Consider the following 24,810-nt stretch of genomic DNA (forward strand, 5'->3'; position numbering starts at 1 on the left):
TCCTTACAATAAGAGCGACTACTACTATTTAAACCTCTTTTGCTGTAAACACACCGTCTAATAGCAGTGGCACCATATCATCAGCAGGCTTGATATTTAATAAATGACAGCACAGTGGTGCAACTTGTAATTGCGAAATAATGCCTTCTTTTATACCAGCCTTTACAGCATCTGAAATGACAAATAGCGGAACATGACGATCCTCATGCGTTGTGCCGCCATGATTCCCATCTCTTGTCATGCCATGATCAGCCGTAACGATCACCTCATAGCCCTGTGCCATACACTTTGGAATAAATAATGATAATAAGGCATCCATCGCTAAAACACGATTGCGATATTGGGCAGAATCCGCCGTAAATTTGTGACCATCATCATCGACATTCATTGGATGAATATAAAGGAAATCAGGCTGCTTTTGATCCATTAACCATATTGCATCGGCAAACACATGACTATCTGGATAATGATCCTCAAAATAAAATATACCGTTGTCAATTGGTAATTGTGTATCGAGTTGTATTCTGTCCTCCATATGATTGAATGGTGCTCTATTATAAAGCTCACTCACCCAATAATAGGCGGAGGCTGCTGTAGATAAACCGTGCTCCTTTGCGACATGAAAGACACTTTGCCCGTTCGATAAACGCACTGTCATATTGCTGGTAACGCCATGGACAATAGGGGGAGTACCCGTTAAAATCGTCTCATACAATGGTCTCGATAAAGATGGCACCTCTGAGCAAATCTTATAGCGAGCAGCCACCTGACGCTCGACTAGATGGTGTAAGAATCCCATATGTGTACAGGCTGTATCAAAGCGTAATGCATCGATGACAATGAGAACCACTTTGTTATTTTGCATGGATTAACACCTGCTCTTGATAAAGTTGAGGGATTTGCTTTGTTGTTTCTTCCCATTTCTTTTGATCTTTTACTGGCTGTGCATTCGTATACATATCAGCTGGTAATAATAAATCCTTTACATCTTGTGGAAGTTCTACGTTGTCTCGAATCGGACGAGCATAGCCTTTTGCTAAATTTTCTTGACCAGCGTCAGATAAAATGTATTCACGTGCTAGCATGGCAGCATGTGGGTTTTTAGCATATTTATTAATAACTGTTGCATAACCAGAAGTAACAGATCCTTCCTTTGGTATCACTACATCAAAGCGCTCCTCGTCGATTTGGTGACGATAGCCTAATGCATTAAAATCCCATAAAATCGCAACATCGATTTCACCTTTTTCTAGGTTCGCTACTGATGGATCCCCCTGTAAACGACCTTGCTTCGCTAATTCAGCAAAGAAATCTATACCTGGCTGTATGTTCGACTCATCTCCACCAAATGCCATAGCAGCTGCTAATATGGCAAACTGTGCTTGGTTAGCTGTTAATGCATCCCCAATACTGACTGTGTAATCTCCATTTTTCAGATCTTCCCATGATGTTGGAGCATTCTTCACATTATTTTTATCTGTCAAGAAAGAAATGGTGCCTGTATAGCCAACAATCCAGTGTCCTTCATCGTCTTTAGCCCAATCAGGTATTTCATCCCAATATGATGTTTTGTATGGTAATGTTAAGCCCTTGTCCTTAGCGATTGGTCCAAAAGCAATCCCGACATCTCCAATATCTGCTGTAGCATCTTCCTTCTCTGCTTCAAACTTCGCTAACTCCTCGGCACTCGACATATCCGTATCCTTGTGTTTGATGCTATATTCAGTCCCGAGTTCCTCCCAGGTTTCTACCCAATTCGCCCATGTATCTGGCATACCAACAGAATTAACAGTGCCCTCTTCCTTTGCTTTTTCTGTAATGTCCTCAAGCGATAAATCCTTGTTTACCTCATTTGCACTAGATGAACTGTCAGAACAAGCTGCCAACATGGAAATGGCTAATGCTCCAATTAGACTTTTTTTCCACAGTTTATGAATTGCCATGTGTTGGACCCTCCATTTGTTTTGCTTTATTTTTATTTGCTTACAAACGTTATGTTATAAAACAAACATTAAGCAAGTATGGAGATGTTAAGAATGTTTAGTAAAAATTATTGAGGAATTATAAATATCTATGAATTTAATGAATAAATGAAGTAGACTTGTAAAGCTGAAGGGGGAAGATAAGGAAAAACCTAAGTATGTGTACGTTTGCTTTACAGACGTACACATACTTAGGTTATTTGGAGAGACCTAAAAAATCAGCATATGTATGCGGTTCATTTTCCTTGAGAATTGTTAAAAATGTAAATGCCAGTTGCACAACTGACCACCATCTCATATTGTAGGTCATTTCAAAACGAGAGGGCTCTAATGAAAAGACATCTTGAAAAATATCTAGCGGTTCTATTTGCTCATCCTTTAAAATGGATAGAAAACCAAGAAATAACGTATGATCTTTGACTTCAATTAGTTTGTCTTCTACAAGAGCATCAATATTTTCAGGCTGCTGAAAATTACACTGAGTTGCAACATAACGTTCTAAATCCTGCGCACGCTTTCGGTCTTCACGTTCCTTTTTTTTTGCAATAAAATCAATGACGTTATTCACGTCCATCGCCTCTTTTTTTCTTTTATTGTAGCATTTTTTATAGAAACATTGCCTGAAAGAGCCCTTTATCCAATCCACTTAAATGGTTTGTTTTTTATTAAATTCCTCTAAAAAAGTAGCCAATTTGTGAAATTCCACAGAAAAGCTTTCTTCTCCAATTGCGCCTTTATTTCTATAGAAAAAGTCCTTTATAAGGATAATTAGTTGTAAAACCTTACCTCCAATAAAAAGGACTAACTTTATTCTAGGGTAAACATAAAGGCCTTCAATAGAGCAATGACTTTAACCTATACCTGAAGTGAATTGAAAAAATAGGCTATCATTCCATGCTCATAACAGGAATAGTAACTGTCACTTTCCCTCCTCCCGTTATCGAATCATTAGTGAGTGTCAATACCCCATCATGCTTTTTAATAATTGACTCTGCAATATAAAGGCCCATACCATGATGATTTGTTGTGTTTCTACTTTGGTCTCCACGATAAAATTGTTTGGTAGCCTCTATTAAATCTTTTGATGAAAAACCAGTACCACTATCTTTCACAGTAAAATGAATAACATCTTCCTTTCCTTGAACAAATAAAGTAACTTTGCCGTTATTTGGTGTGTGCTCAACTGCATTGACAATCACATTTAATAGAGCCCGATAAAAAAGCTCTTCCTCTATCATAATGGAAGTAGGTAGCCTGACCTTTTCTACACTAACTTCAAGATTTTTTTCTAAAGCAAGAGCTTTCATTTGTTGTTCGACCTGTTGAATAAAAGAATGCATGGCTACATTTGATTTTGATGTGACAATACCTTGCTCCATATTCGAAAGATCCATTAATTGCTTTGTGAACTTTTCAATTTCAACCGTATTTTTTAATATATATTGGTTATATTCTTTTTGTATTTCGTCTAGTGCAGTGTCCGATAAAAGCTCGGCATTTCCCTTAATAATTGTCAATGGTGTTTTCAGGTCATGTGCCAGTGCTGATATTTGTTCTCTGCGCAATCTTTCTGCCCGCCATTGCTGTGTCAAAGAAGTATTTAATGCTTCCTTCATTTGTTCGAAGGAAAGAGCAATATCATCAATTTCTTGAATTCCAGATGGTTGTAAATGAAATGCCAAATTCTGATGTTGTATTTTTTCAATAGCTTCTTGCAAGCCCATCATTTTTTGTTTTAGTCTTCTGCCAAAATGAACAGCAAGTACCGCTGCTTGTACAACAACTCCAATAATAAAAACTAATAAAACCGTTAATTGCGGGTTAGGTAAATAATTTCTTATGATCGCAGATCGATACTCAGGGACTAAACTATAGCGTAAAATACATACTTCCTGTTCGCGCTCAATAAATGCATAAAATCGAGAACTTCCTTGCTTCTCTCCCTTTTGTTTTAAATGCCATGCATAGGAAGCCTCTTCTTTTGTTAAATTGCCTGAAATAAATTCTCCCTGCATAGAAACCACTGCATAATCTACAAGATCAGGGATCATCTCGTCCGTTACCGAGCTGCTTGTCGCAATTCGGTCTTTTGCTAAAGTGATTTGTGTCTCTGCATAATTTGCAGGTAAAATAATATTAGCTGAAAAGGCAAACATAAATAGACCTATTAATAGAGCTACTAAAAGAATGATGCCAATGCAAAGAAAAAATAAATATCTCAGGAAAAATGTATGCAGATGTGTTCCTTTCCTCGGTTTTATGGTTTCCACTTATAGCCAATCCCCCAAACCGTATCAATAAGTTCTATATCAAATGCATGTAACTTTGAACGAATATTTTTAATATGCTCTGTTATCGCTGTACTGTCACTTTTGCCATCAAATCCAAAAATCGTTTCGTATATTTGTTCTTTAGAGAATACTTGCCCGCGATGACGTGCTAAAAATTCACATATTTCATACTCACTTTTGGTTAACAGAACACGCTCATTTTGAACAAATAGTTCTTTACCGGAAAGATTAAAATGAACTTTACCATTAAAAAGGATATTCCGTTTCTCTCTATTTTCACGTCGAATATGAGCATTGACCCTTGCCCTTAGTTCTCCAATACTAAAGGGTTTGATTAAATAGTCATCTGCACCCAAACCAAGACCAAACATAATATCTTCCTCTAAGGATTTAGCGGTAAGAAAAAGAATTGGACAATCTACAGCATGGCGAATTTGCCTACATAACGTAAATCCATCAATAGCAGGCATCATAACATCAAGCAAAATCAAATCATAGGAACCTAGCTCCATCTTCTCTACTTCTGTCGAATTAGACACAATGCTTACTAAATGTTCATCTTCCTGTAGTGCATTTTTAATCAGCATTAAAATATCAACTTCATCATCAACTACTAATATATTTGCCATAATCAACCATCCATTCCCACTATTCAGATGCTCTACCTTCCCATCTCCAAAACCATAAGCAAGACAATGCAAATGCTAATATGATTCCGCCTAAACACCAAACTATGCTAGTCTGGATACTTGCCTCGAGCCATGTTAAATTTGTACCCGCCGATGCTAAAATCCATAAAGTAACAAAGTGACCGCTCCATCCATACGGTAAAAACGGCCAAATAGTATCCCCTAAACCAGTAAGCAACAAAGCAACCAGCAGAGCTTCTACAATACCTAAACCAATCGAAGCACCTTTCCCAAATTGTAAGCTCACAAATAAATGTAAGATATAAAAGATAATATGGCTGCCGAATATAATACAGGCAGCAATACTATAAAATAAATAGTCAAAATCTAGTTCATGTAATAGTTCTCTAAAACCAATACTAAAAATAGCTACAGACATAAAGATGGCTCCAAAGCTATACATCAATAATAATACAAGCTTACTCAGATATGCCTTTATTTTTAATTTTGTTGTGACTAGCATGCTTTGATAATGACCTGCATTTGCCTCCTGCTCGGATGCCATTGCACATACTAATCCTATAATCATAGGTAGTCCACACGCTAAGCCTTGAAAATAGGCAGTTATTTTTCCATGAGAATCCCATGGTGAATAGGAATAGTAAGCTAAAAACAGTCCAGAAATAGCTATGGGGACAAGTAGATGTGTAAGTAACAATTTCGTGCGTTTTGTTTTAAGACATTCTGCTTTCAATAATCGTAACATGTCCATTTGCTATTTTGCCTCCCTTTTTTGAAACCACTTTGTTGTGAGAAAACTTATTATGATAAACCAAGCAATTGTTATCAATAAGCCAGGAAATATAACATCTTTATCGAGTAAAGAACTTCCTTCAGGTACAGGCAGACCATTTGGTAATATGCCGAGGGTTGAGCATAGTAAACGTGCACCAATCGTAAATGGATAGCAATACCATAGCTCTCCATCAGCAAATACTACAATCCCTACGATATTGGCCACTACATTAAGCAAAATAGCCAAATAGGTCCCTAATTTAGCTGACAGAAAAAGACATAAAGGAATTTGCCACAAAAATGTTACGAAAATAACTAGAGAACTTAATAAGCTGCTTGTTATTGGTAATGTATGACCAAATAGCCAGCCCCCTGCTGTAATTCCTCCAAAGAACATACTAGTGATAAGGAAAAGCCATACACCTGATGAAAGTATTTTTCCTAGCCAAACTTTTTTGAGGTCAAGCGGTAGTGCCAGTATACTATGGTATTTCAACTTCTTATCTTTTTCGACCACTAAGGCACAGCAAATCGTCAGTGCACCTGGCAGTAGCATCGTATACCACCAGTTATAAGCACCTGTTTGAAAGTAAGCACCTCCCATAAGTACAGCGCTTAAAAGTAAGGTTATAAGAGGCGTAAGCCAAAGAAGTTTGGGAATAAAAGTTCGCTTCCATTTTAATCGTTCTGCTTTTATGATGGCTAACATGCTAGTGACCAGCCTTTCTGTTGGCAGTGACAACCTGCATAAAGAGTGATTCTAATTCATGACCTTGTGGAGCTGGTCCCTGATAGCCCAGCTTGCCATCAGCAATAATGCCAATATCATCCACGACTTGTTCTACCTCATGCAAAATATGACTTGACAAAATAACAGTGATACCTTGTTCTGGAAAGGAGCGAATGAGCTTACGCAGCTCTTGTATACCAATTGGATCCAAACCATTTGTCGGCTCATCTAAAATTAACAGCTTCGGTTTGTTTAACAGTGCAATGGCTATACCTAATCGTTGCTTCATCCCTAAAGAAAACTGACCTGCTCGTTTTTTCCTCGTGTTCGTTAAATCTACAATTTCCAATACTTCGTCAATCCGACTTTGCGGTAAGCCTAACGCGATCGTTCGAACTTTTAGATTTTCTTTAGCTGTTAAATTATCATACAAGGGTGGTGTTTCAATTAAGGCTCCGATATTCTGCAGATCTTTTCGAGTCCATAAATGTCCATTAAAAATGATATCTCCTTCATTAGGTCGTAGCATGCCCGTTATCATCTTTAAGGTTGTAGATTTCCCCGCTCCGTTCGGTCCAAGTAAGCCATATACCGTATTGCGTTTAATTTCTAACGATAAATTGTCTACGATTTTTTGTCCTTTAAACGTTTTATTAAGATTGTTTGTTTTCAAAATCAAGTCATTCATAATTAGTCATCATCCTTTCAATGACCTTAGTGTAAAAAATAATAAATATAAGGATTTTATAAGGATCATATCAAATACTCAAAGTGGCTATGCATTTACCCACGATCAAACACTTACTAAAGCACAAAAAAAGCATTTGGAATGATGACATTCCAAATGCTTTGATTCTATTTTTTACATAAATTCTTTTATTAAATCATTAAAATCATTTTCGCTCATTTTGATATCGATATCTGTTAATGGTAACTCAGAGTAGCCAGGTACTTTTTCTTGATAAGACCTTGTTTCCGTATCATGATAAATAATGCCTGTTACTAAGCCCTCATGCTCCATCACTGTACGCATCGCCATACCACGATCTGACTGGTCATAACCTTCAACATCCGCTAATTTTGTTAGGTTTTCTTTAAACCAATCATATGTGTTCACTTTGTTATACGTTACACAAGGTGAAAAGACATTGATAAACGAGAAGCCTTTATGGTTAATACCAGCTTCAATTAGAGCTGTTAATTCTTTAATGTCAGTAGAGAAGCCCTGTGCCACAAATGTCGCACCACTTGTTAATGCTACCTCTAATGGTTTCAATGATGGCTCAATCGCTCCACCTGGTGTAGATTTTGTAATAAATCCAGCAGCAGAACGTGGAGATGTTTGACCTTTTGTAAGACCATAGATTTGGTTATCCATCACGATATAAGTAATATCAATATTACGGCGGATTGCATGAATTGTATGCCCCATACCAATTGCAAATCCATCACCATCACCGCCTGAAGCGATGACATGTAAATCACGATTAGCCATTTTCAAGCCCTGTGCAATCGGAAGTGCACGACCATGAATACCATGGAATCCATAAGAATTGATATATCCTGAAATTCGACCTGAACAACCAATTCCTGAAATGACAGCCAGTTCATTTGGTTCAATGCCAACATTTGCAGCAGCACGTTGGATAGCTGCTTGTACGGAGAAGTCTCCACAGCCTGGGCACCAGTTTGGTTTCACTGTATTACGAAAATCCTTAAATGTTGCCATTAGCGAGTCAACTCCTTCACACGATTTTCTAATTCACCTGGCAAGAATGGTGTACCATTATATTTAGTGATTGTCGCGATTTTATCGTGACCACCAACATTCATCTTCATAATATTAGCTAATTGACCTGTATAGTTATTTTCTACAACGATCACTTTTTTCGCTTGTGTAATAAGAGGTGCCATTTCCGCAGATGAGAATGGGTGAATTAAACGAATATGTGCATGATTCACTTTCATTCCTTGCGCATTCAGTCGTTCTTGCACTTCCTCAATAGCTCCTCTTGTTGAGTTAAAGCCTACTAATAAAATATCGGCTTCCTCATGTGGTGCATTGACATAGACTGGGTTATCAAATTTCAAGCTCTCTAATTTGCGGAAGCGTTTATCCATTTGAGTTTGGCGATTACCCGTTGCTTCAGATGGCTTCCCTGTTTCATCATGTTCAACACCTGTAACGTGATGAATACCATGTAATGTTCCTGGTAATACACGAGGTGAAATGCCATCTTCTGTATCTTCATAACGCTTGAAGTAGGCTTTATCTGCCGCTTCCTCAAGATCATCCATCACAATTTTACCGCGACGAATTTCAATTTTATTATAATCAAATGGCTCAACAGATTGTTTACCTAGAGATAATTGTAAATCTGTCATTAAGATTACTGGTAATTGTAATTCCTCTGCAATGTTAAATGCTTGGATCGTATCAAAGAAAGCTTCCTCCATCGTAGAAGGTGCAATGACTACCTTAGGAATTTCTCCATGTGTACCGTAAAGCATAGCCATCAAGTCAGATTGTTCTTGCTTAGTTGGTAACCCAGTTGAAGGGCCACCACGTTGTGTATCCACTACTACTAAAGGTTGCTCAGTCATACCTGAAAGACCAATTGCTTCCATCATTAATGAAAGACCAGGACCAGCAGAAGCGGTAAAGGAACGTACACCGCCAAAGTTAGCTCCAATAGCCATTGTTGCTGCAGCAATCTCATCTTCCGTTTGGATGACAGTGCCACCGAACTTCGGTAATTTTTTAATTAAATATTCCATAATTTCAGAGGCAGGTGTAATTGGGTATGCTGCCATAAAGCGTGTCCCAGCAGCTATTGCGCCAAGTGCTATTGCGTCGTTCCCAATCATAAACATACGACGTTTACCATCCGCAGGTGCAAGCTCCCATTCGCCTATACGATCACCTAAAAGCTCATTCATAATTTGACGACCACGTGTAATGGCTTCCATATTTTTTTGAACGACTTCTTCGCCCTTTTTACCAAAAATATCATCGACAACATTTTGGAAAACTGCATCTTCTAGGTTTAGCAATGACGCAGTTGCTCCGATAGCCACCATGTTTTTCATTAACGAAGTACCAAGCTCTGCTGCTACTTCTGTGAACGGTACTGCAAATAATGGAGCTTTTGAATCCTCTGGTTTAACAGGATCAAATTTTGCATCGGCTAAAATAATACCCTTTTCTGTAAGCTCTTTATAATTGACATCAATTGTTTCTTGATCGAATGCCACTAAAATATCTAAATCATCCGCAATTGAACGTACTTCTGTTGGACGAACTGTAATTTTATTATTCGTATGGCCACCTTTAATTCGAGAAGAGAAGTGACGATAACCGTATAGGAAATAGCCTAGACGATTCATTGCCATTGAGAAAATCTCACCTGTACTCTCAATCCCTTCACCCTGTTGCCCACCGACTTTCCATGAAAGCTGATGTAACATGTCAACAACTCCTTAAATCCAATGTGTACTATTATTTTTCCTTCATAAGTTTAACACGAAGAAACCGTCTGGACTATTGTTTCTCCACGATTTAGGCGAAAATCAGACCTTTGACTGAAAATCCTGTTCATAAAGTTGTAATTTTCAAATCTAAGCAAAATCACGCCCCTATTTCAAGTGACATCTATCATATGTAAATAGGAAAACGAAAAAATGCTCCACCACAATATTATGTGACAGAGCATTTTACTTCATTACTTTTTTATCGAATACGTTTTTCCACTAGCAGCTTTAATGCTGTTCGTTCTTCTCCAGCAATCAAAATATCGGCAAACGCCGGCGCGCAAATTAAATCTGTGCCACTTGGCGCTACAAATCCGCGTGCAATGGCCACTGCTTTCACGGCTTGGTTAAGTGCACCTGCCCCAACTGCTTGCATTTCTGCCTGCCCTTTTTCTCTGATTACCGCGACTAATGCACCTGCAACTGAATTTGGATTAGAGCGTGATGATACTTTTAATGAATCCACAATTATTCCTCCCCGTTTCGCGAATAGTGTTTACGCTCAACAACTCATGTGTCCCCCTTTTTGGACCTCAAGTTATTGTCCGTAGCACATTTTATGCTCCGCAAAACGGAAATAGACTAGTTTGACAAAGAAACCTATATCCCTGAAAAAGAAACGTAAAAAAACATTCTTCGACTTATCTACCCTTGAAATGGATAGTCTTCATTTATATAAATGCGTTCACAGGCAATAGCTTTCCCTGTGCGATCATTTATCTCTACAAAGAAACCACTTAAAACCTCTCGCCCTTTTTTCGGAACTTCAAAACGAGATGGCATGTTTGTTTGGAATTTGTAGATGACACTTTCCTTCGTCATACCTAAAATTTCATCATATGGACCTGTCATACCAACATCCGTGATATAAGCTGTACCTTGCGGGTAAATTCTTGCGTCTGCTGTTTGCACATGTGTATGTGTGCCTACAACGGCTGAAGCCTTCCCATCTAAATGCCAACCAAGAGCAATTTTTTCACTAGTCGCTTCAGCATGAAAATCCACGAAGACAAGTGGAGATATTTGTCGTGCTTCTGCAATCAATTGATCTGCCATTGCAAACGGATCCTCATGTGGAGGTAAAAATACACGACCATGTAAATTAATGACAGATAATGTCACACCGTTTTTAGAAATTTGAACCATACCTTTACCAGGTGCTTCATTTGAAAAGTTTGCTGGTCGAATTAAGTAATCCGCATCATCAATAAAATCAAAAATGTCTTTATTGTCCCATGTATGATTGCCCATTGTAATGACATCTACACCTATTTGTAGCAGGCTGTTATAAATATTACGAGTAATCCCTCGTCCAGCTGCAGCATTTTCTCCATTTGCAATCACAACATCTGGATTATACTTCTTTTTTAAGCGAGGTAAATATTTTTCCACCGCATCTCGACCAATTGAACCAACAATATCACCAATAAATAGAACTTTCATTATGCAAGACCACACTTTCTCTAAATAACATCTTTTAGTTTACCATCTTTGCTTTGGCAATCGCAAAGTAAAAACGTAAGCCATACTCAATTTACGTTTTTGGATACTTTTTGGATAGCACCAATTTATCTAGGATTGCTGGATGGGTAATTGTGCATCTTTTTTATTAGAGGAGTACCCATTGTTGGTGAGTTGCCCTACAAAAAATGCACCGAATTGCCATTTACTCATTACATAGGTTATACAAATAGAGCAACTAATACTGATAATAAATGAAATGGCAATAACAGAGAAGACACTTAATGTTTCGATAACATTCGTTAAAAAAATTTTAAGTAGGCTATTAACTAGGGGATGTAATAAATAGATACCGAAGGAATATCGACTAATAAAAATGATAAATTTCGGCATTTTTCTTCTGTTACTCGCGATGAAAAATAACAGAAAAGCTATACTGAATGTATAAAGGATAACGTCTATTCTCTTAGAATGAACTTCCGTAATGATACCTGATAGCTGGGAGGCTAGCAAAATGCTTACTGTAATTAGCGATACTATTAGCAGCAGATGACGAAAACGCTGTAACAACGATAGAAATTTTTCATAATTTTTTCCACAATAATAAGCTACTACAAAATAAGCAATCCACGCTGGAAATGGCATCTTATTAAAGAAATCCCATTGCAAACTAATATAAGACAAATACGGAAAATACTTATATGGATCCAAAAAATTAAAAAAGGCTAAGTAACCAAAATTAATAATAAACGCAGTTATTATTACTTTATGGGCTGGATATCTCGATACAATAAATTTTACAAAAAATGGATGTATGATATAAAACTGAAAGATAATAACGATAAAATAACCGTGATAATCACCTTCTAAATAATTCAGTAGGAGTTTTTTTGCAAATTCAATAGTAGGTGATTCAATTGATTTAAGAACTGCATCAAGGAACCCAATAAAAAGAAACGGAACTAAAATATATTTATAACGTTTTACATAAAACTTTTTCGGCAAACGATCTGAATAGGAAAAGGCAATGACAAACTCTGAGATAAATATAAAAAGAGGTGTCCCGAACATAAAGATCAGCTGAATTGATGTCAGGATTACGAATTGTGGGCCTTCTTCTATGTTATACATGTTCAACGCCAACGTAACACTATGCATTAACACAATTCCTAAGCAAGCAACGAATCGTAGTAAATATATTTCTTTGACTTCTCTTTTCATCATCATCACCTGCCATTTCAAAGGAATCTATTTGCCTTTCAATTATGCTTCTTACCTTACTAAAATGCAGGGATAAAATTATTAGCTATTGGTAATTGTCCGCTTTAATTGCATCAAAATATCTCGCATTGCTTTAGGCTCAATAATAAAATTACCTATTAATACAATAAACATCGTCCACAGGGAAATACATATAGCTGCTACAAGCCATGAACTGGCACTTGTAATATGGAGCTCAAAAAAGAATATAAATGGTGTCGCTGCAAGAAATGCAAAGATACTATTACGCACAATTTTTTTGACAGTATCTAAAGGGGAACTTTGTAAAATCACTTTTGAAGAATAAATGATTAAATCATAAGTTCGGTAGACGTATGAACAAATTCCTCCTAGTAATATTCCTTCTGCGCCAAAAAACTGTACAAAAACAAGAGAAACTACAAGGTTGATTAATGCTTCCATAATGGCACGATTTTTCGTCTCTCTAAAATGGCCTGCAGCATTCACTAACGTATTGGCAGGAATCCGAATTGTATTCGCTACTCCTACAATGACAAACAATATTGCTAACCAGGGCCTTATGTAATTGGCATCTTCAATCCCTGCTGTATAAATCTTTATAAATGGCAATATTAAAATAGCTGTACATGTGTAGCTAAAAGCAATGATGCCATAAAAAATATATTCAAAGTGATGAAAATATTTCCGAAGAACGTCCTTATCCTCTTTGACAAGAATGTCTCCAAAAGCTGCTAATATCGCCCCTGAAAAAGTGGATATAAACAATGTGACTGCATTAAACACCATACTATAAACTGTAAACACACTGACTTCTGTTAAGCCCAGAAAAATCGTTATTAAAATAAACGGCGTGTTAAACACCACTAACGAGGCAATTTGATGAATTAAAGCATCCCATTTATCTTTAATTGCTAACGTATTCGCTTGTTTTTTACTATTGAAATATGGATATTTCTTTTTAACATACAATCTTAAAAAAAGAACATCCAGTAACAATATGGCACTTGAACTAGCAACAACAATGACGATGGAAAAACCAAATGCTATCAAAGTAACTGACAATAGTGCACTCGCAAAAAGCAACATTGTTTGAATGCGAAAAATAACATAGCTTTTTTGATCTGCCGACAGTAGAACTAAATATTTCCCTATAAAAAAATACTCCCACATGCCACTAATCCCCAAAATAAGTACCATGTAAAGAGCCGTTCGCGGATTCACTTCATCTCCTACTAATAACGGATAACAAATAGCCAAAATGGCGACTAATCCAACAAAGACATAACCCGAACGTCTATAAAAACGATTAGTCGCTGAAAGAATTCCATTTATTTGGTCTTTATCACCCTTGGCTAGTGGCTTATAGAGCGCCACTATGGATGCACTACCAACACCTGCCTCTACTATTTTTAAATAACTTAAAAATTGCTTAATCGACGAAACAAGCCCGTTTGTAGCAGAGCCATATGTTGTCATAAATAGTCGAGGCAAAATGAAATTAATAACCGCTGCAACAACTTGTAGCAATACATTAGACATTAAATTTAAAACTACCCTCTTAGTTCTCATGCTGGTAAGCACCTTTTCTTTTAGTAAAAGTGGGAATTAATCCTTTACAATCAATTAACCACCGATTGATCCTATTCAACATGAAAAGTAATAGAATTTGTTTTTTCCTTAATAACCAAATGTAGGCCTTTGATTTGAGCGGCATATTTGTCATACGAATAGTGTGCAACGATTCATGAAACACTTCATGAATCAACATTTTCTTGATAAAGATACGCTTTTCATGTAAACGCTTATAGTTAAATCTATTCAATTCATTATTCACTGCTGCAATCATTAAATAAGTAAAATAATACTGAAGTTGTTCAGTAAAATTAGGAACCAGGTCTGCTTTTCTGTGCTTTAAAACTTTCAATTGTTCATACAAAATAAGTATTTTGTTAAAAAACAGCTGATCATAACTAGCTGTCATGGAAGAAGTATGCTGACGGTAATGGTAGAGGTATTGATTTTCTAATATATAAATACTTTCTGCATCAAATAAGCTTGGATACGTACAAGCAGCATCGTCCCCCATGCAAATTTTTTCATTCACATCAAATAGATTTTTCTCTAATAGGTCTCTTTTAAATATTTTATTAGACAAAGATGGAAATAATCCAAAACGGTAATACTCGCCCGAATATAGCATAATCGGATACACTTCTTTTTCCAGCCTATCCTTCCTGTACAAACCGGGCGCGACAAGCTGCGCTCTCTTCACTTCTTGGAGTGGATAATTTTCTACAATGTCACAAATGACAATATCTACATCAAAATCACGTGCAGCATTGCATAATGATTTGTACATATCCACTTCAATCCAATCATCACTATCTACATATCCAATATACTGTCCTTTGGCGACGCTTAGCCCTGCTTTACGGGCACTGACAGCACCACTATTTGCTTGATGAATGACAGTAATTCTTGTATCAGCTTCGGCATATTCATCGCAAATTACTGAGCAGTTATCAGTCGAGCCATCATTCACTAATATCAACTCAAAATCCACGAATTCCTGTCTCAAAATGCTATCAAGACACATATTTAAGTAAGGCTCCGTATTATAGATGGGGACAATAATGCTTAAAAATGGCACTCACCTCACCTCTCATTCATCGTAAGTAGTCCGTCTTACTTTTACTCATAGTCAGAGCTAACATAATTAATAAAATATGATATGGAAAATAATCCATGACAAATGAATCAAGTCCTATATTCGCTAGTAACACGATATAGAGAGGAATAGCGTTAATTGAGAGGATTTGAAAGCCTGGTGTATTAATAATACCGACATTCTCTCTAAGTACTTTATAGAGGCTTGAAATGTATAGTACTGACAAGGCTACTCCAAGTAGGCCTATATAATAGGGAGTTGATAAGTACATTGTATGTGCCATCTTCACCTTCGCAAAGCTTGTGCCAAATCCTGCTCCCAAAACAAATACTTTCGTGTTTTGAAGGATTTCATTGATAAATATGCTCCAACTACTCACTCGACCAGTGGTAATAGCATCTGTCGATATTCCTGACCCGAAAAACCGAATCCAATAAATTTCGAATAAAGACTCGTAAAAAAAATAGAGTACAACCCCACATATGATCACTATAAAAGTTGAAAATTTAATGGCTGTCTTCACATTATTTTTAATGAATACGATGAATGTCATCAAAATGAAAACGACGAATGTAATAATAAACATTTTGGAATATGTCAGTATGCCAAAAAACGCTAATATTACGAGTAATACAATTGACTTTTTCTCCTTTTTTCCATCCAGATTAAAAAGCACTAATAAACAAGCCATTGCTATTAATACTTGCAAACTAAAGTAGTTTGGATCTAAATCTAAACCCGTAAATCTTGTACTAATTGAGTTCATTGTCTTCACTGTATTCACAACGGTCATTGACTCTATAAAATGATCAATTTTTGGAACAGAATAACTGATTAATCGAACGATCGAAGCAGCTAGTAAACCCAATGCATAGATATACGTATACCTTCTGAAATATGTCCTCTCATTGATAGTCACTACTGCACAAAAGAGCACACTATAATTCAACACAAAGCCTAAAACTGCTATAAGATTGCCCCCACTAATTAACGTTACGGCCACCGTATAAAACGCAAATAAGAAAAAGGTCAATAAGAGACGTTTTGATATACCTTGCTTTTGTAAAAAGATCGTCAAAATACTTAACAAAATATAGAAAGAACTAAGTACGACAAGCAGTGAATAGCCAGATATATCAAATTTAATGACATAAACCCATGAAATAAAAAACAATAAATAGTCAATTCGATGCTGCTGCTTATCTAGCAGCATCGCCGTACTTGTTAAAAGAAAGAAGATCCAGAGAAATAGATTACTACCTGTATATATTTTTAATACGACAAAGATACTAGAAATAATGCAAATGAGCACACTAAAATTTTTATTTTCCACTATCATATAGCATCAAACTCCAATTCTAGTTGCTCTTGAGCTTTTTCGTTTGTGTAGTGATTTTCTTCTATGTAATTTTTCATATTATTTAGTAATTCTGTATTTTTCATTACATTGGCAATGACTTGAAAGATGTCTTCAACATTAAAGCCTGTTATCAACCCGTTATGACCATTACATATTTGCTCACCTGCTGCTGCAAAATCCGTTGTAATAACAGGCGTTTGTACAATTAATGCCTCCCCTATGACCATTGGATAGCCTTCATAGGCTGATGTTAAAATGAATACATCACTACATTTTATATAGGGATACGGATTTTTTATTTCCCCTACAAATTCAACTACATCCTCTACGCCTAGTTGCAGAGCTAGTTGCTGATTGGCCAAAAGGTCTGGTCCATCCCCTAAAATGCGCCAGCGGAAATTATTTATAGAAGCTTCCTTTAACAACTTACACAGATGTGGAATAAGGTCGAACCTTTTTGTACTATTTTCAATTCGCCCAACAGATATTAAATCCAACTCGCTTTTTAGAAACGGTGTATATTGACATGCCTGCTCTTTAATCTCTTCAATTGGGAAAAAGTTATAAACCACTTGAATTTTATGTTGATATTCAGGAAGAAAATTTATCAAATTTTCCTTACATGCTACCGAAACACAGAACAATCGATCAAAATTTTTATAGGTTTTGACACAAGCTTCATAATTAAAATTCGCTTTAATGGGATCTGTATGGATCCATGCGAACTTACGATCTGCTACCACAAAGTGATCTACAAATAAATTGGTACCTCTATTGAAATATTGATTAGGTACATCATTAAAATAAGAAATGGCGATATCATAATGACCATTAATACGATGTTTTTTTAATAGCATCGAGTAGAAGTTGTGGGAACCTATCAATCGAACGACTATCATACACACAATTCGTAAAATAATATGCCATATGTTACTTCCTTTTTTCACTTCAGCAAAAGGTGTAGCAATTAGTTGCAACAGTAAGTTCCCTGTATTTACCTTCACATTGGAGGGAATATCGTTCATTAATTCCCCACCACTAAATGTAAAAACATCTATCTTATATTGCTCGTAGAGGCTGATTTCTTTTAGCATATTAATCAATGCCTTTTGGATACCACCCATTTGAAAATTTTGTGCAACAAATAATATCTTCATATTAGTCCCCCTAAAAATCCAATACTATTGTAAATTTTCATATTGCTCTTACGATTGTGGATGAACAAATTTCCTCAATTGGGATATCGATTGCCGCTACGAGTCACTCCGTCCTTCGCACACCTTTTATAAATTACTGTATAAATCAGTGATTCGTTTCTCCATTTTCGCCCAGCTATAACTTTCTTCGTACAGTGCCTTCATTTCATGAGAAATATCTGACCATTCTTTTCTACGCTTTACCAAATTCTCAATTCCTTTTTGTAAACTCTCTCTATTATAATCAATAAGTTCTCCAAAATTATTTGCTGCAACTACTTCCGACATTCCCGTATTTTTTACCATAATCAAAGGTTTACCAAGCATTAATGCTTCATAGAATTTATTGGGTGCAGCATAATAGTGGTTAGAAATGTTAGGATCATAAATAGCCGTCATAATGTCACAACTATTTTCTAACTCTATTGTTTTTTCATAGGGTAACTTACCATAAAAGTGAATGTTGTCATGCATTTTTGAAGTTTGCAGCAATGTATCGGCTAATTTACCAAATCCACCAATATGCAGCTCGTAACTTGGCGTATTCTTTACTACTTCAACCAATTCATTAATCAACCGATTTTCAGTAAGTATGCCTACATAAACTATTTTTACTTTTTTCGGATTCAAATCTAAGCGATTATTTGAATCTATATAACGCGGGGTATTATATATGATCTCTATTTTTTTAGGTGAAGCTTTAGCAATCTGTTCTTTACGCTTTTCTGTACATATAATGACTGCATCTACACTATTCAAAAGACGTAAATCTATACTTTCAATGACCTTTCCAATACTCGCTGGTCCATAAAATGGTGAGGTATACGAATCAAACATGTCATAGATTACTTTTTTACGCAGTAATTTCCCACATATTGTACCTATTAGTGCTGTATCAAAATCACAAGCGTGAATCATATCATACGTATTTTTATGGCGAAGTAACCACTGAAAAAGTTTAATCTGAAATTTTATAAATGGAAATAAGTTCCTTTTCAAACCTCCCCCAAATGTTGCAGGAATACCAAACCTTGTAATACGGATTGCATGTTCACCTTCTAGCAGTTGGTCCTTTACTTTATATTTATTATCTCTATCCCAAGCTAAAATGTGGACATTCCAATTATTTTTCACAAGGCAAAGTGCTTCTTTTTCAACCCTTGGGTCTGGTGAAACAGGGTTACTCCTCATAAAAACAACTCGCATCCCATACGGCCCCCTTAAACACTGAATGTCTCCAGCGCTTCAGCTACTTGTTGCTATCTTTTATATCCTTCCAGCTGAAAGATGCTCTCGCATTTTAAAAAAACTTCCACCATTTTTTTGTGAAAGTATCATCTGGTTCATATACAATTAATGGCTGATTGTTTATGATTCGTTCGTTGTTCTCAAGCAAAAAATCTACCATATCTAAGTCTTTTTGCTTTTCTAAATATCGAAGACCTTTTTCAAATAAGAAAGGACGTGTACTTAAGTTATGCACATCCGAACCATATGTATGGACAAGATTCGAGCGCACAAATTTTATTGAAAGCTTTTGGATGGCTTTTCCAAACAATCCTGCTAAACTTCCTGCTGTAATTTGTGCAAGTGCCCCCTCCCGTATAATTTGTTCCAAATGACTTGGATTTTCTGTAATGACTCTATTTCGTTCTGGGTGTGCAATAATGGGTGTTATGCCTGCTGTTAATAACGAGTAGATGATATCCTTTGTATATTTTGGAATATGATTAGAGGGGAGTTCCAACAGCAAATAATTGGAATGTGCTAATGTATGTAATTGTTTTTTTTCATACAATTCTAGAATGTTACCGGCCAAGCGTACCTCTTGTCCCGTGTAAAGTTTTAACGGCATGTTACGTTGGTCAATTGCCAATTGCAACTGTTCAACTTGATCATTCACTACATTAAAAGGAACATTATAAAATGGATGTAAGACATGTGAAGTGGAAACAATCGTTGTAATCCCCTCTAAAACTGCCTGCTCAAATAAACAAAGTGTCTCTTCAATTGTTTTCGGTCCATCATCGACATCAAATAATATATGACTGTGTATATCAATCACTGTACTTCACTTCCCTGTCTAAGTACTTGAATTAATAATAATATTGCTCATAATATTGATGGAGTGGCATTTTATAGTTATTTAATATGACGCCTAAAATATTTGCTTTTGAGGCTTCTAGGTTTGACTTTGCTTTTAACACACTTTCATTTTCTGTAACTCCACTGTTTACAATTAATAATGTACCATCACATTTATTGGACAAAATTTGAGCATCCGTCACAGATAAAATCGGTGGCGCATCAAAAATAATGATGTCAAACTCTTTTTTTAGGTTTTCTATTACACTCTCCATTACATTAGAAGCCAGTAACTCTGCTGGATTGGGTGGAATAGGCCCACTCGTCAAGACAAATAGATTAGCAATATCTGTACTATTGATAACTTGGGACATTGTAAAATGTCGTGTTAGTAAATTTGATAGTCCCCTAGCATTTTGCAATAGAAACGTATAATGCATTGTTGGTTTACGTAAATCTGCATCTACGATGATGACTCGTTTTCCTTCTTGTGCAAAAACAACGCCGATATTCGCTGCATTGGTTGACTTTCCTTCACCTGGTGTTGCAGATGTCACTAATATTGTTTTAATCTCTTTATCTGGCATTGAAAATGTAATATTTGTTCGGATTGTTCGAAATTGTTCAGAAATAAAAGATTGGCCATTTGCAATCGTCACAAGTTTTCGTGCCATTTTCACTAGCTTCTTTTTCTTCTTTTTTTTCCAGAACATTATGATCCCCTCCTCGTTTTACGGGATTTTATCCTAGCACTTTTATTGTGAGAATCACTAATTTGACTAATCAAGCCTATAATCGGTAGCCCTATCAACTCTTCAATATCTTGCTCTGTCTTGATTGTAGTATCTAAGCTCTCTATTATAATTATGAAGGCAGCACTTAAAACAAAACCAATAAACGAGGCTGCTACTACATAAAGAGTTTTATTTGGCGCAATCGGTACAGGCTCCTTATCTAATTTTGCAACGGACAAAATATTAACATTATCAACCGTCATTAAAACTTGGATCTCCTCTTGAAACACATCTGCTATTGTATTGGCAATTTCAACAGCCAATTCTGCTTGCTTGTCTACAACATTAATATTGACGACTTGCGAATTATTGGCACTTGATACAGTAATTTGATCCATTAACACTTCAGGTGTGACATCCAAATCTAGCTTATTTATAACTTTAGATAAAATAGCTGAGCTTGTAATGATAATGTTATACGTATTAATAAGTCGGAGATCTGTTTCAACCTGTTGTACGCCTAAATGTGGTTGCTCTATATTCTTTTGGTTAACTAAAATTTGCGTTTCTGCCTCATAGGTAGGTTTTAAAATAAAGATGCTAATAAAGGCCGTAACCAACGCTACGAAAAGTGTAAAACTTATGATAAAAAGAAGATTTTCTCGGACTATTTTCAATATATCTTGTAATGTGATCGTTTCTTTCAATGCTTCTCACTCCTTGTCAAAACATAAACCAGTTGTAAAAACGGAGTATAACTAGGCTGGTTAATTTTTAAAAGGTATTCATGTTGAGGCTAGTTCACTATGCTTTATTCCATACTATATTGTTGGAATCATCCATTTATTCTTACTGGGTAGATTACATCGAATTTTATTCACATACAAAAAGGCATCCCCTGACCTCGGTCAAGGGATGCCTAATATTTTATTATTTATTTCGCGTATTCCACAGCACGTGTTTCGCGAATAACTGTTACTTTAATATGACCTGGATAATCGAGTTCTTCCTCAATACGTTTGCGAATATCACGTGCAAGACGATGAGAGGCTAAATCATCAATTTTTTCAGGTTGTACAATAATACGAATTTCACGTCCAGCTTGAATCGCAAAAGATTTTTCTACGCCATCATAGCTTTCTGAAATTTCCTCTAACTTTTCAAGTCTGCGGATATAGTTTTCAAGTGTTTCACTACGTGCACCTGGACGAGCTGCTGATAATGCATCAGCTGCAGCGACTAATACCGCAATAACAGATGTTGCTTCAGTATCACCATGATGCGAGGCAATACTATTAATAACAACTGGGTGTTCCTTATATTTTGTTGCTAATTCCACACCAATTTCGACGTGGCTTCCTTCAACTTCATGGTCAATTGCTTTTCCAATATCATGTAATAAGCCTGCACGGCGAGCCAATGCTACATCTTCGCCAAGTTCAGCAGCAAGTAATCCTGCCAAATGTGCGACTTCAATTGAATGTTTTAGGACGTTTTGTCCATAGCTTGTACGATATTTCATGCGGCCTAAAATTTTCATTAAATCTGGATGTAAGTTATGAATACCAATTTCAAATGTAGTTTGCTCACCTGTTTCGCGGATTTGTTCATCCACTTCACGTCGAGCTTTTTCCACCATTTCCTCAATACGAGCTGGGTGAATACGACCATCCTGTACAAGTTTTTCAAGTGCAAGTCGTGCTGTTTCACGGCGAATTGGATCAAAGCCTGATAATATAACCGCTTCTGGCGTATCATCAATAATTAAATCAATTCCTGTTAACGTTTCCAATGTGCGGATATTACGGCCTTCACGACCAATAATACGTCCCTTCATTTCATCATTTGGCAAGTTCACAACAGATACAGTTGTTTCTGCTACGTGATCTGCAGCAAAGCGTTGTAGTGCTAATGATAAAATTTCACGTGCTTTTTTATCTGAGTCTTCTTTCGCACGCGTTTCAGCTTCTTTCGTCATCACAGCAATATCAGTTGATAACTCTTTTTCTACTTCATTGAGGATAATTGATTTAGCTTCATCCCTAGTTAAAGCAGAAATACGTTCTAGCTCTGTTTTTTGTGATGCCATGAGCTCGTCCACTTTGCTCTCCATCTGTTCAATATGCTGTTGTCTTTCAGCTAGAGCTTGTTCTTTGCGCTCTAAGCCAGCTTCTCTCTTATTTAGAGCATCATCTTTGCGATCAAGATTCTCTTCTCTTTGCAATAAACGGTTCTCTTGTTTTTGAAGTTCTAAACGACGTTCACGAATGTCATTTTCAGCTTCAGTACGAAATTTGTGAGTTTCATCTTTGGCTTCAAGTAGTGCTTCTTTCTTCATTGCCTCCGCTTCTCGTTTTCCTTCTTCAACGATTGTTTCAGCGACATGTTTAGCACCAGTGATTTTTGAGTCATTCACTTTTTTCATGTAGATATAGCTAACAGCGGCACCAACGATGAGTCCAAGCAAAGCGGAGATGATAGTAATTCCATCCATATGAACACCTCCTCTTGCTATTTGGGTATTACAGTTTCAGTCGGCGCATACATCTATGTCACCTCAGCTAAAATGCACCAGATTTTGGGAGAATTTATGCAAAACCCGTTTCATTGGCCAAAGGCATTATCTTCATCCAGTAGGCGTTTAGACATCCATTTTAAAGGATATTTCACTATAAAACATTTGCTAAATGAGGATAAAATGTACTGCCTATTTAAAGTCATAATTCAGAAATTATACATATTTAATTGTATAGCTAGCCTCAAGCTCTGTCAAGGATAGTCAGGCGTCTGTTCGCCATCTAAGCCAAAAAAAGTAAGTCCTATCCATTCAGCGAATTTTTTTCCTATTACTATTTCACTAGAAAATTTTCACGTTAAATACAATTAATAAAAAAACAGTACATTAGAAATAAACACCGAAATACAGCTTCTCTCTTATTATGTGTAAAAATTTAAGAATATAGACAAAAAAATGCATTGTCCCCTCAATAAAGTGGGAACAATGCAATCATTAATTATTCTTCTTCAAGAAGTAACATTAATTCTTCATCCATCTCTTCTTCATCATCATGTGCAGCAATTGTATAAGAAGAAGCCGCAATACCATAAGAAGCTCGGATTTTGTTTGCTATGTCTTCCAGGACAGCAGTATTTTCCTTTAAATACTGTTTAGCATTTTCTCGTCCTTGACCTAAGCGCTCATCGCCATATGCATACCAAGAACCGCTTTTTTGTACAATGTCTAATTCCACACCTAAATCGACTGTTTCGCCTTCTTTAGAAATTCCTTCTCCATACATAATATCTACTTCAGCTGTACGGAAAGGTGGTGCTACTTTATTTTTAACAATTTTAATTTTAGTTCGGTTACCAACAATATCATTACCTTGTTTAATAGCTTCTGCACGACGCACTTCTAAACGGACAGAGCTGTAGAATTTAAGTGCACGTCCACCTGGTGTTGTTTCTGGATTACCGAACATAACACCAATTTTTTCACGAACTTGGTTAATGAATATAGCAATCGTTTTTGATTTATTAATCGCACCTGATAGTTTACGTAAAGCTTGAGACATTAAACGGGCTTGTAAGCCGACATGAGAGTCACCCATATCCCCTTCAATTTCAGCTTTTGGTACTAAGGCAGCAACAGAGTCAATTACGATAATATCAATAGCACCACTACGCACTAATGCTTCTGCGATTTCAAGTGCTTGTTCACCTGTGTCAGGCTGTGATAATAATAGCTCATCAATATTAACACCTAATTTTTGTGCATAGATTGGGTCTAATGCATGCTCAGCATCGATAAATGCTGCTTGTCCACCTGTTGCTTGTACTTCAGCAATGGCATGCAGAGCAACAGTTGTTTTACCAGATGATTCTGGACCGTATACTTCAATAATACGTCCACGTGGATATCCACCCACTCCTAATGCAGCATCAAGTGCAAGTGAACCACTTGAAGATGTGGCAATTTCTAAATCGGTTTTTTCCCCGAGTTTCATGATGGAACCTTTACCAAAATTCTTTTCAATTTGTTTTAGAGCCTGTTCTAAGGCTGCTTTACGATCACTCATTCATTTTCCTCCTTCGAAAACTGTTCA

At 36.4% G+C, this 24,810-nt stretch carries 23 protein-coding genes; all 23 read right to left on the reverse strand.

Going from position 1 to position 24,810, the window contains the following annotated elements; genetic code table 11:
• Positions 1–28: 28 nt before the first annotated feature.
• Positions 29–865, reverse strand: a complete 837-nt coding sequence (locus tag V1L66_RS17080) for an alkaline phosphatase family protein (RefSeq protein ID WP_333006180.1) — start codon at positions 863–865, stop codon at positions 29–31.
• Positions 855–1,943 (reverse strand): ABC transporter substrate-binding protein, encoded by a 1,089-nt coding sequence (locus V1L66_RS17085; protein ID WP_333006181.1) that lies wholly within the window; start codon positions 1,941–1,943, stop codon positions 855–857. The genes V1L66_RS17080 and V1L66_RS17085 overlap by 11 nt, the downstream gene beginning before the upstream one ends.
• Before the next feature lie 235 nt (positions 1,944–2,178).
• Positions 2,179–2,556 (reverse strand): 2-oxoglutarate ferredoxin oxidoreductase subunit beta, encoded by a 378-nt coding sequence (locus tag V1L66_RS17090; protein WP_333006182.1) that lies wholly within the window; start codon positions 2,554–2,556, stop codon positions 2,179–2,181.
• Between the two features lie 313 nt (positions 2,557–2,869).
• Positions 2,870–4,252, reverse strand: a complete 1,383-nt coding sequence (locus tag V1L66_RS17095) for a HAMP domain-containing sensor histidine kinase (protein ID WP_333006183.1) — start codon at positions 4,250–4,252, stop codon at positions 2,870–2,872.
• A complete protein-coding gene (locus tag V1L66_RS17100) occupies positions 4,240–4,902 on the reverse strand; it encodes a response regulator transcription factor (RefSeq protein ID WP_333006184.1) in 663 nt (220 codons plus the stop codon). The genes V1L66_RS17095 and V1L66_RS17100 overlap by 13 nt, the downstream gene beginning before the upstream one ends.
• A 19-nt stretch (positions 4,903–4,921) precedes the next feature.
• The gene (locus V1L66_RS17105; RefSeq protein WP_333006185.1) at positions 4,922–5,674 is read right to left on the reverse strand and encodes a lantibiotic immunity ABC transporter MutG family permease subunit; all 753 of its coding nucleotides are present in this window, start codon (positions 5,672–5,674) and stop codon (positions 4,922–4,924) included.
• 3 nt (positions 5,675–5,677) lie between these two features.
• Entirely contained in the window at positions 5,678–6,406 is a 729-nt protein-coding gene (locus tag V1L66_RS17110; RefSeq protein WP_333006186.1) for a lantibiotic immunity ABC transporter MutE/EpiE family permease subunit, read from the reverse strand.
• Between the two features lies 1 nt (position 6,407).
• Positions 6,408–7,115 carry a lantibiotic protection ABC transporter ATP-binding protein gene (locus tag V1L66_RS17115; RefSeq protein WP_333006187.1) on the reverse strand — a complete coding sequence of 236 codons (708 nt, stop codon included), beginning with the start codon at positions 7,113–7,115 and terminating at the stop codon, positions 6,408–6,410.
• Between the two features lie 174 nt (positions 7,116–7,289).
• The gene (locus V1L66_RS17120) at positions 7,290–8,156 is read right to left on the reverse strand and encodes a 2-oxoacid:ferredoxin oxidoreductase subunit beta (protein ID WP_036080315.1); all 867 of its coding nucleotides are present in this window, start codon (positions 8,154–8,156) and stop codon (positions 7,290–7,292) included.
• Positions 8,156–9,895 carry a 2-oxoacid:acceptor oxidoreductase subunit alpha gene (locus V1L66_RS17125; protein WP_333006481.1) on the reverse strand — a complete coding sequence of 580 codons (1,740 nt, stop codon included), beginning with the start codon at positions 9,893–9,895 and terminating at the stop codon, positions 8,156–8,158. Before V1L66_RS17125 ends, V1L66_RS17120 begins: the two co-directional genes overlap by 1 nt.
• A 262-nt stretch (positions 9,896–10,157) precedes the next feature.
• Positions 10,158–10,424 carry a stage V sporulation protein S gene (locus V1L66_RS17130; protein WP_004224903.1) on the reverse strand — a complete coding sequence of 89 codons (267 nt, stop codon included), beginning with the start codon at positions 10,422–10,424 and terminating at the stop codon, positions 10,158–10,160.
• A 179-nt stretch (positions 10,425–10,603) separates the two neighbouring features.
• A complete protein-coding gene (locus V1L66_RS17135; protein WP_258859527.1) occupies positions 10,604–11,401 on the reverse strand; it encodes a TIGR00282 family metallophosphoesterase in 798 nt (265 codons plus the stop codon).
• Between the two features lie 129 nt (positions 11,402–11,530).
• Positions 11,531–12,640 (reverse strand): acyltransferase family protein, encoded by a 1,110-nt coding sequence (locus V1L66_RS17140; RefSeq protein ID WP_333006479.1) that lies wholly within the window; start codon positions 12,638–12,640, stop codon positions 11,531–11,533.
• A gap of 81 nt (positions 12,641–12,721) precedes the next feature.
• Positions 12,722–14,230 (reverse strand): polysaccharide transport protein, encoded by a 1,509-nt coding sequence (locus tag V1L66_RS17145; RefSeq protein ID WP_333006478.1) that lies wholly within the window; start codon positions 14,228–14,230, stop codon positions 12,722–12,724.
• Entirely contained in the window at positions 14,220–15,311 is a 1,092-nt protein-coding gene (locus V1L66_RS17150; protein ID WP_333006477.1) for a glycosyltransferase, read from the reverse strand. The genes V1L66_RS17145 and V1L66_RS17150 overlap by 11 nt, the downstream gene beginning before the upstream one ends.
• Positions 15,312–15,327: 16 nt before the next feature.
• A complete protein-coding gene (locus tag V1L66_RS17155; protein ID WP_333006476.1) occupies positions 15,328–16,668 on the reverse strand; it encodes a hypothetical protein in 1,341 nt (446 codons plus the stop codon).
• Positions 16,665–17,846 carry a glycosyltransferase gene (locus tag V1L66_RS17160; protein WP_333006474.1) on the reverse strand — a complete coding sequence of 394 codons (1,182 nt, stop codon included), beginning with the start codon at positions 17,844–17,846 and terminating at the stop codon, positions 16,665–16,667. The genes V1L66_RS17155 and V1L66_RS17160 overlap by 4 nt, the downstream gene beginning before the upstream one ends.
• A 126-nt stretch (positions 17,847–17,972) precedes the next feature.
• Positions 17,973–19,091 (reverse strand): glycosyltransferase family 4 protein, encoded by a 1,119-nt coding sequence (locus V1L66_RS17165; protein WP_333006473.1) that lies wholly within the window; start codon positions 19,089–19,091, stop codon positions 17,973–17,975.
• Between the two features lie 94 nt (positions 19,092–19,185).
• A complete protein-coding gene (locus tag V1L66_RS17170) occupies positions 19,186–19,950 on the reverse strand; it encodes a CpsB/CapC family capsule biosynthesis tyrosine phosphatase (RefSeq protein ID WP_333006472.1) in 765 nt (254 codons plus the stop codon).
• A 31-nt stretch (positions 19,951–19,981) separates the two neighbouring features.
• Positions 19,982–20,683 carry a CpsD/CapB family tyrosine-protein kinase gene (locus tag V1L66_RS17175; RefSeq protein WP_333006471.1) on the reverse strand — a complete coding sequence of 234 codons (702 nt, stop codon included), beginning with the start codon at positions 20,681–20,683 and terminating at the stop codon, positions 19,982–19,984.
• Positions 20,683–21,411: a Wzz/FepE/Etk N-terminal domain-containing protein gene (locus V1L66_RS17180; RefSeq protein WP_333006470.1), complete on the reverse strand. Its 729-nt coding sequence runs from the start codon at positions 21,409–21,411 to the stop codon at positions 20,683–20,685. Before V1L66_RS17180 ends, V1L66_RS17175 begins: the two co-directional genes overlap by 1 nt.
• A 227-nt stretch (positions 21,412–21,638) precedes the next feature.
• Positions 21,639–23,198 carry a ribonuclease Y gene (gene rny / locus V1L66_RS17185; RefSeq protein ID WP_036080352.1) on the reverse strand — a complete coding sequence of 520 codons (1,560 nt, stop codon included), beginning with the start codon at positions 23,196–23,198 and terminating at the stop codon, positions 21,639–21,641.
• 520 nt (positions 23,199–23,718) lie between these two features.
• The gene (gene recA, locus V1L66_RS17190) at positions 23,719–24,783 is read right to left on the reverse strand and encodes a recombinase RecA (protein WP_016992835.1); all 1,065 of its coding nucleotides are present in this window, start codon (positions 24,781–24,783) and stop codon (positions 23,719–23,721) included.
• Positions 24,784–24,810: the final 27 nt, after the last annotated feature.

Source organism: Lysinibacillus sp. IITD104 (genome assembly GCF_036698265.2).
GTDB classification, from domain to species: domain Bacteria; phylum Bacillota; class Bacilli; order Bacillales_A; family Planococcaceae; genus Lysinibacillus; species Lysinibacillus boronitolerans.

Excerpts from the sequence above, each read along its gene's own strand:
- V1L66_RS17115 (WP_333006187.1), bottom strand. The coding sequence starts at position 7,115 with ATGAATGACTTGATTTTGAAAACAAACAATCTTAATAAAACGTTTAAA.
- V1L66_RS17155 (WP_333006476.1), bottom strand. The coding sequence starts at position 16,668 with ATGATAGTGGAAAATAAAAATTTTAGTGTGCTCATTTGCATTATTTCT.
- V1L66_RS17100 (WP_333006184.1), bottom strand. The coding sequence starts at position 4,902 with ATGGCAAATATATTAGTAGTTGATGATGAAGTTGATATTTTAATGCTG.
- V1L66_RS17145 (WP_333006478.1), bottom strand. The coding sequence starts at position 14,230 with ATGAGAACTAAGAGGGTAGTTTTAAATTTAATGTCTAATGTATTGCTA.
- V1L66_RS17085 (WP_333006181.1), bottom strand. The coding sequence starts at position 1,943 with ATGGCAATTCATAAACTGTGGAAAAAAAGTCTAATTGGAGCATTAGCC.
- recA (WP_016992835.1), bottom strand. The coding sequence starts at position 24,783 with ATGAGTGATCGTAAAGCAGCCTTAGAACAGGCTCTAAAACAAATTGAA.
- V1L66_RS17165 (WP_333006473.1), bottom strand. The coding sequence starts at position 19,091 with ATGCGAGTTGTTTTTATGAGGAGTAACCCTGTTTCACCAGACCCAAGG.
- V1L66_RS17090 (WP_333006182.1), bottom strand. The coding sequence starts at position 2,556 with ATGGACGTGAATAACGTCATTGATTTTATTGCAAAAAAAAAGGAACGT.
- V1L66_RS17120 (WP_036080315.1), bottom strand. The coding sequence starts at position 8,156 with ATGGCAACATTTAAGGATTTTCGTAATACAGTGAAACCAAACTGGTGC.
- V1L66_RS17080 (WP_333006180.1), bottom strand. The coding sequence starts at position 865 with ATGCAAAATAACAAAGTGGTTCTCATTGTCATCGATGCATTACGCTTT.
- V1L66_RS17135 (WP_258859527.1), bottom strand. The coding sequence starts at position 11,401 with ATGAAAGTTCTATTTATTGGTGATATTGTTGGTTCAATTGGTCGAGAT.
- V1L66_RS17105 (WP_333006185.1), bottom strand. The coding sequence starts at position 5,674 with ATGGACATGTTACGATTATTGAAAGCAGAATGTCTTAAAACAAAACGC.
- V1L66_RS17110 (WP_333006186.1), bottom strand. The coding sequence starts at position 6,406 with ATGTTAGCCATCATAAAAGCAGAACGATTAAAATGGAAGCGAACTTTT.
- V1L66_RS17140 (WP_333006479.1), bottom strand. The coding sequence starts at position 12,640 with ATGAAAAGAGAAGTCAAAGAAATATATTTACTACGATTCGTTGCTTGC.
- V1L66_RS17175 (WP_333006471.1), bottom strand. The coding sequence starts at position 20,683 with ATGTTCTGGAAAAAAAAGAAGAAAAAGAAGCTAGTGAAAATGGCACGA.
- rny (WP_036080352.1), bottom strand. The coding sequence starts at position 23,198 with ATGGATGGAATTACTATCATCTCCGCTTTGCTTGGACTCATCGTTGGT.
- V1L66_RS17125 (WP_333006481.1), bottom strand. The coding sequence starts at position 9,895 with ATGTTACATCAGCTTTCATGGAAAGTCGGTGGGCAACAGGGTGAAGGG.
- V1L66_RS17160 (WP_333006474.1), bottom strand. The coding sequence starts at position 17,846 with ATGAAGATATTATTTGTTGCACAAAATTTTCAAATGGGTGGTATCCAA.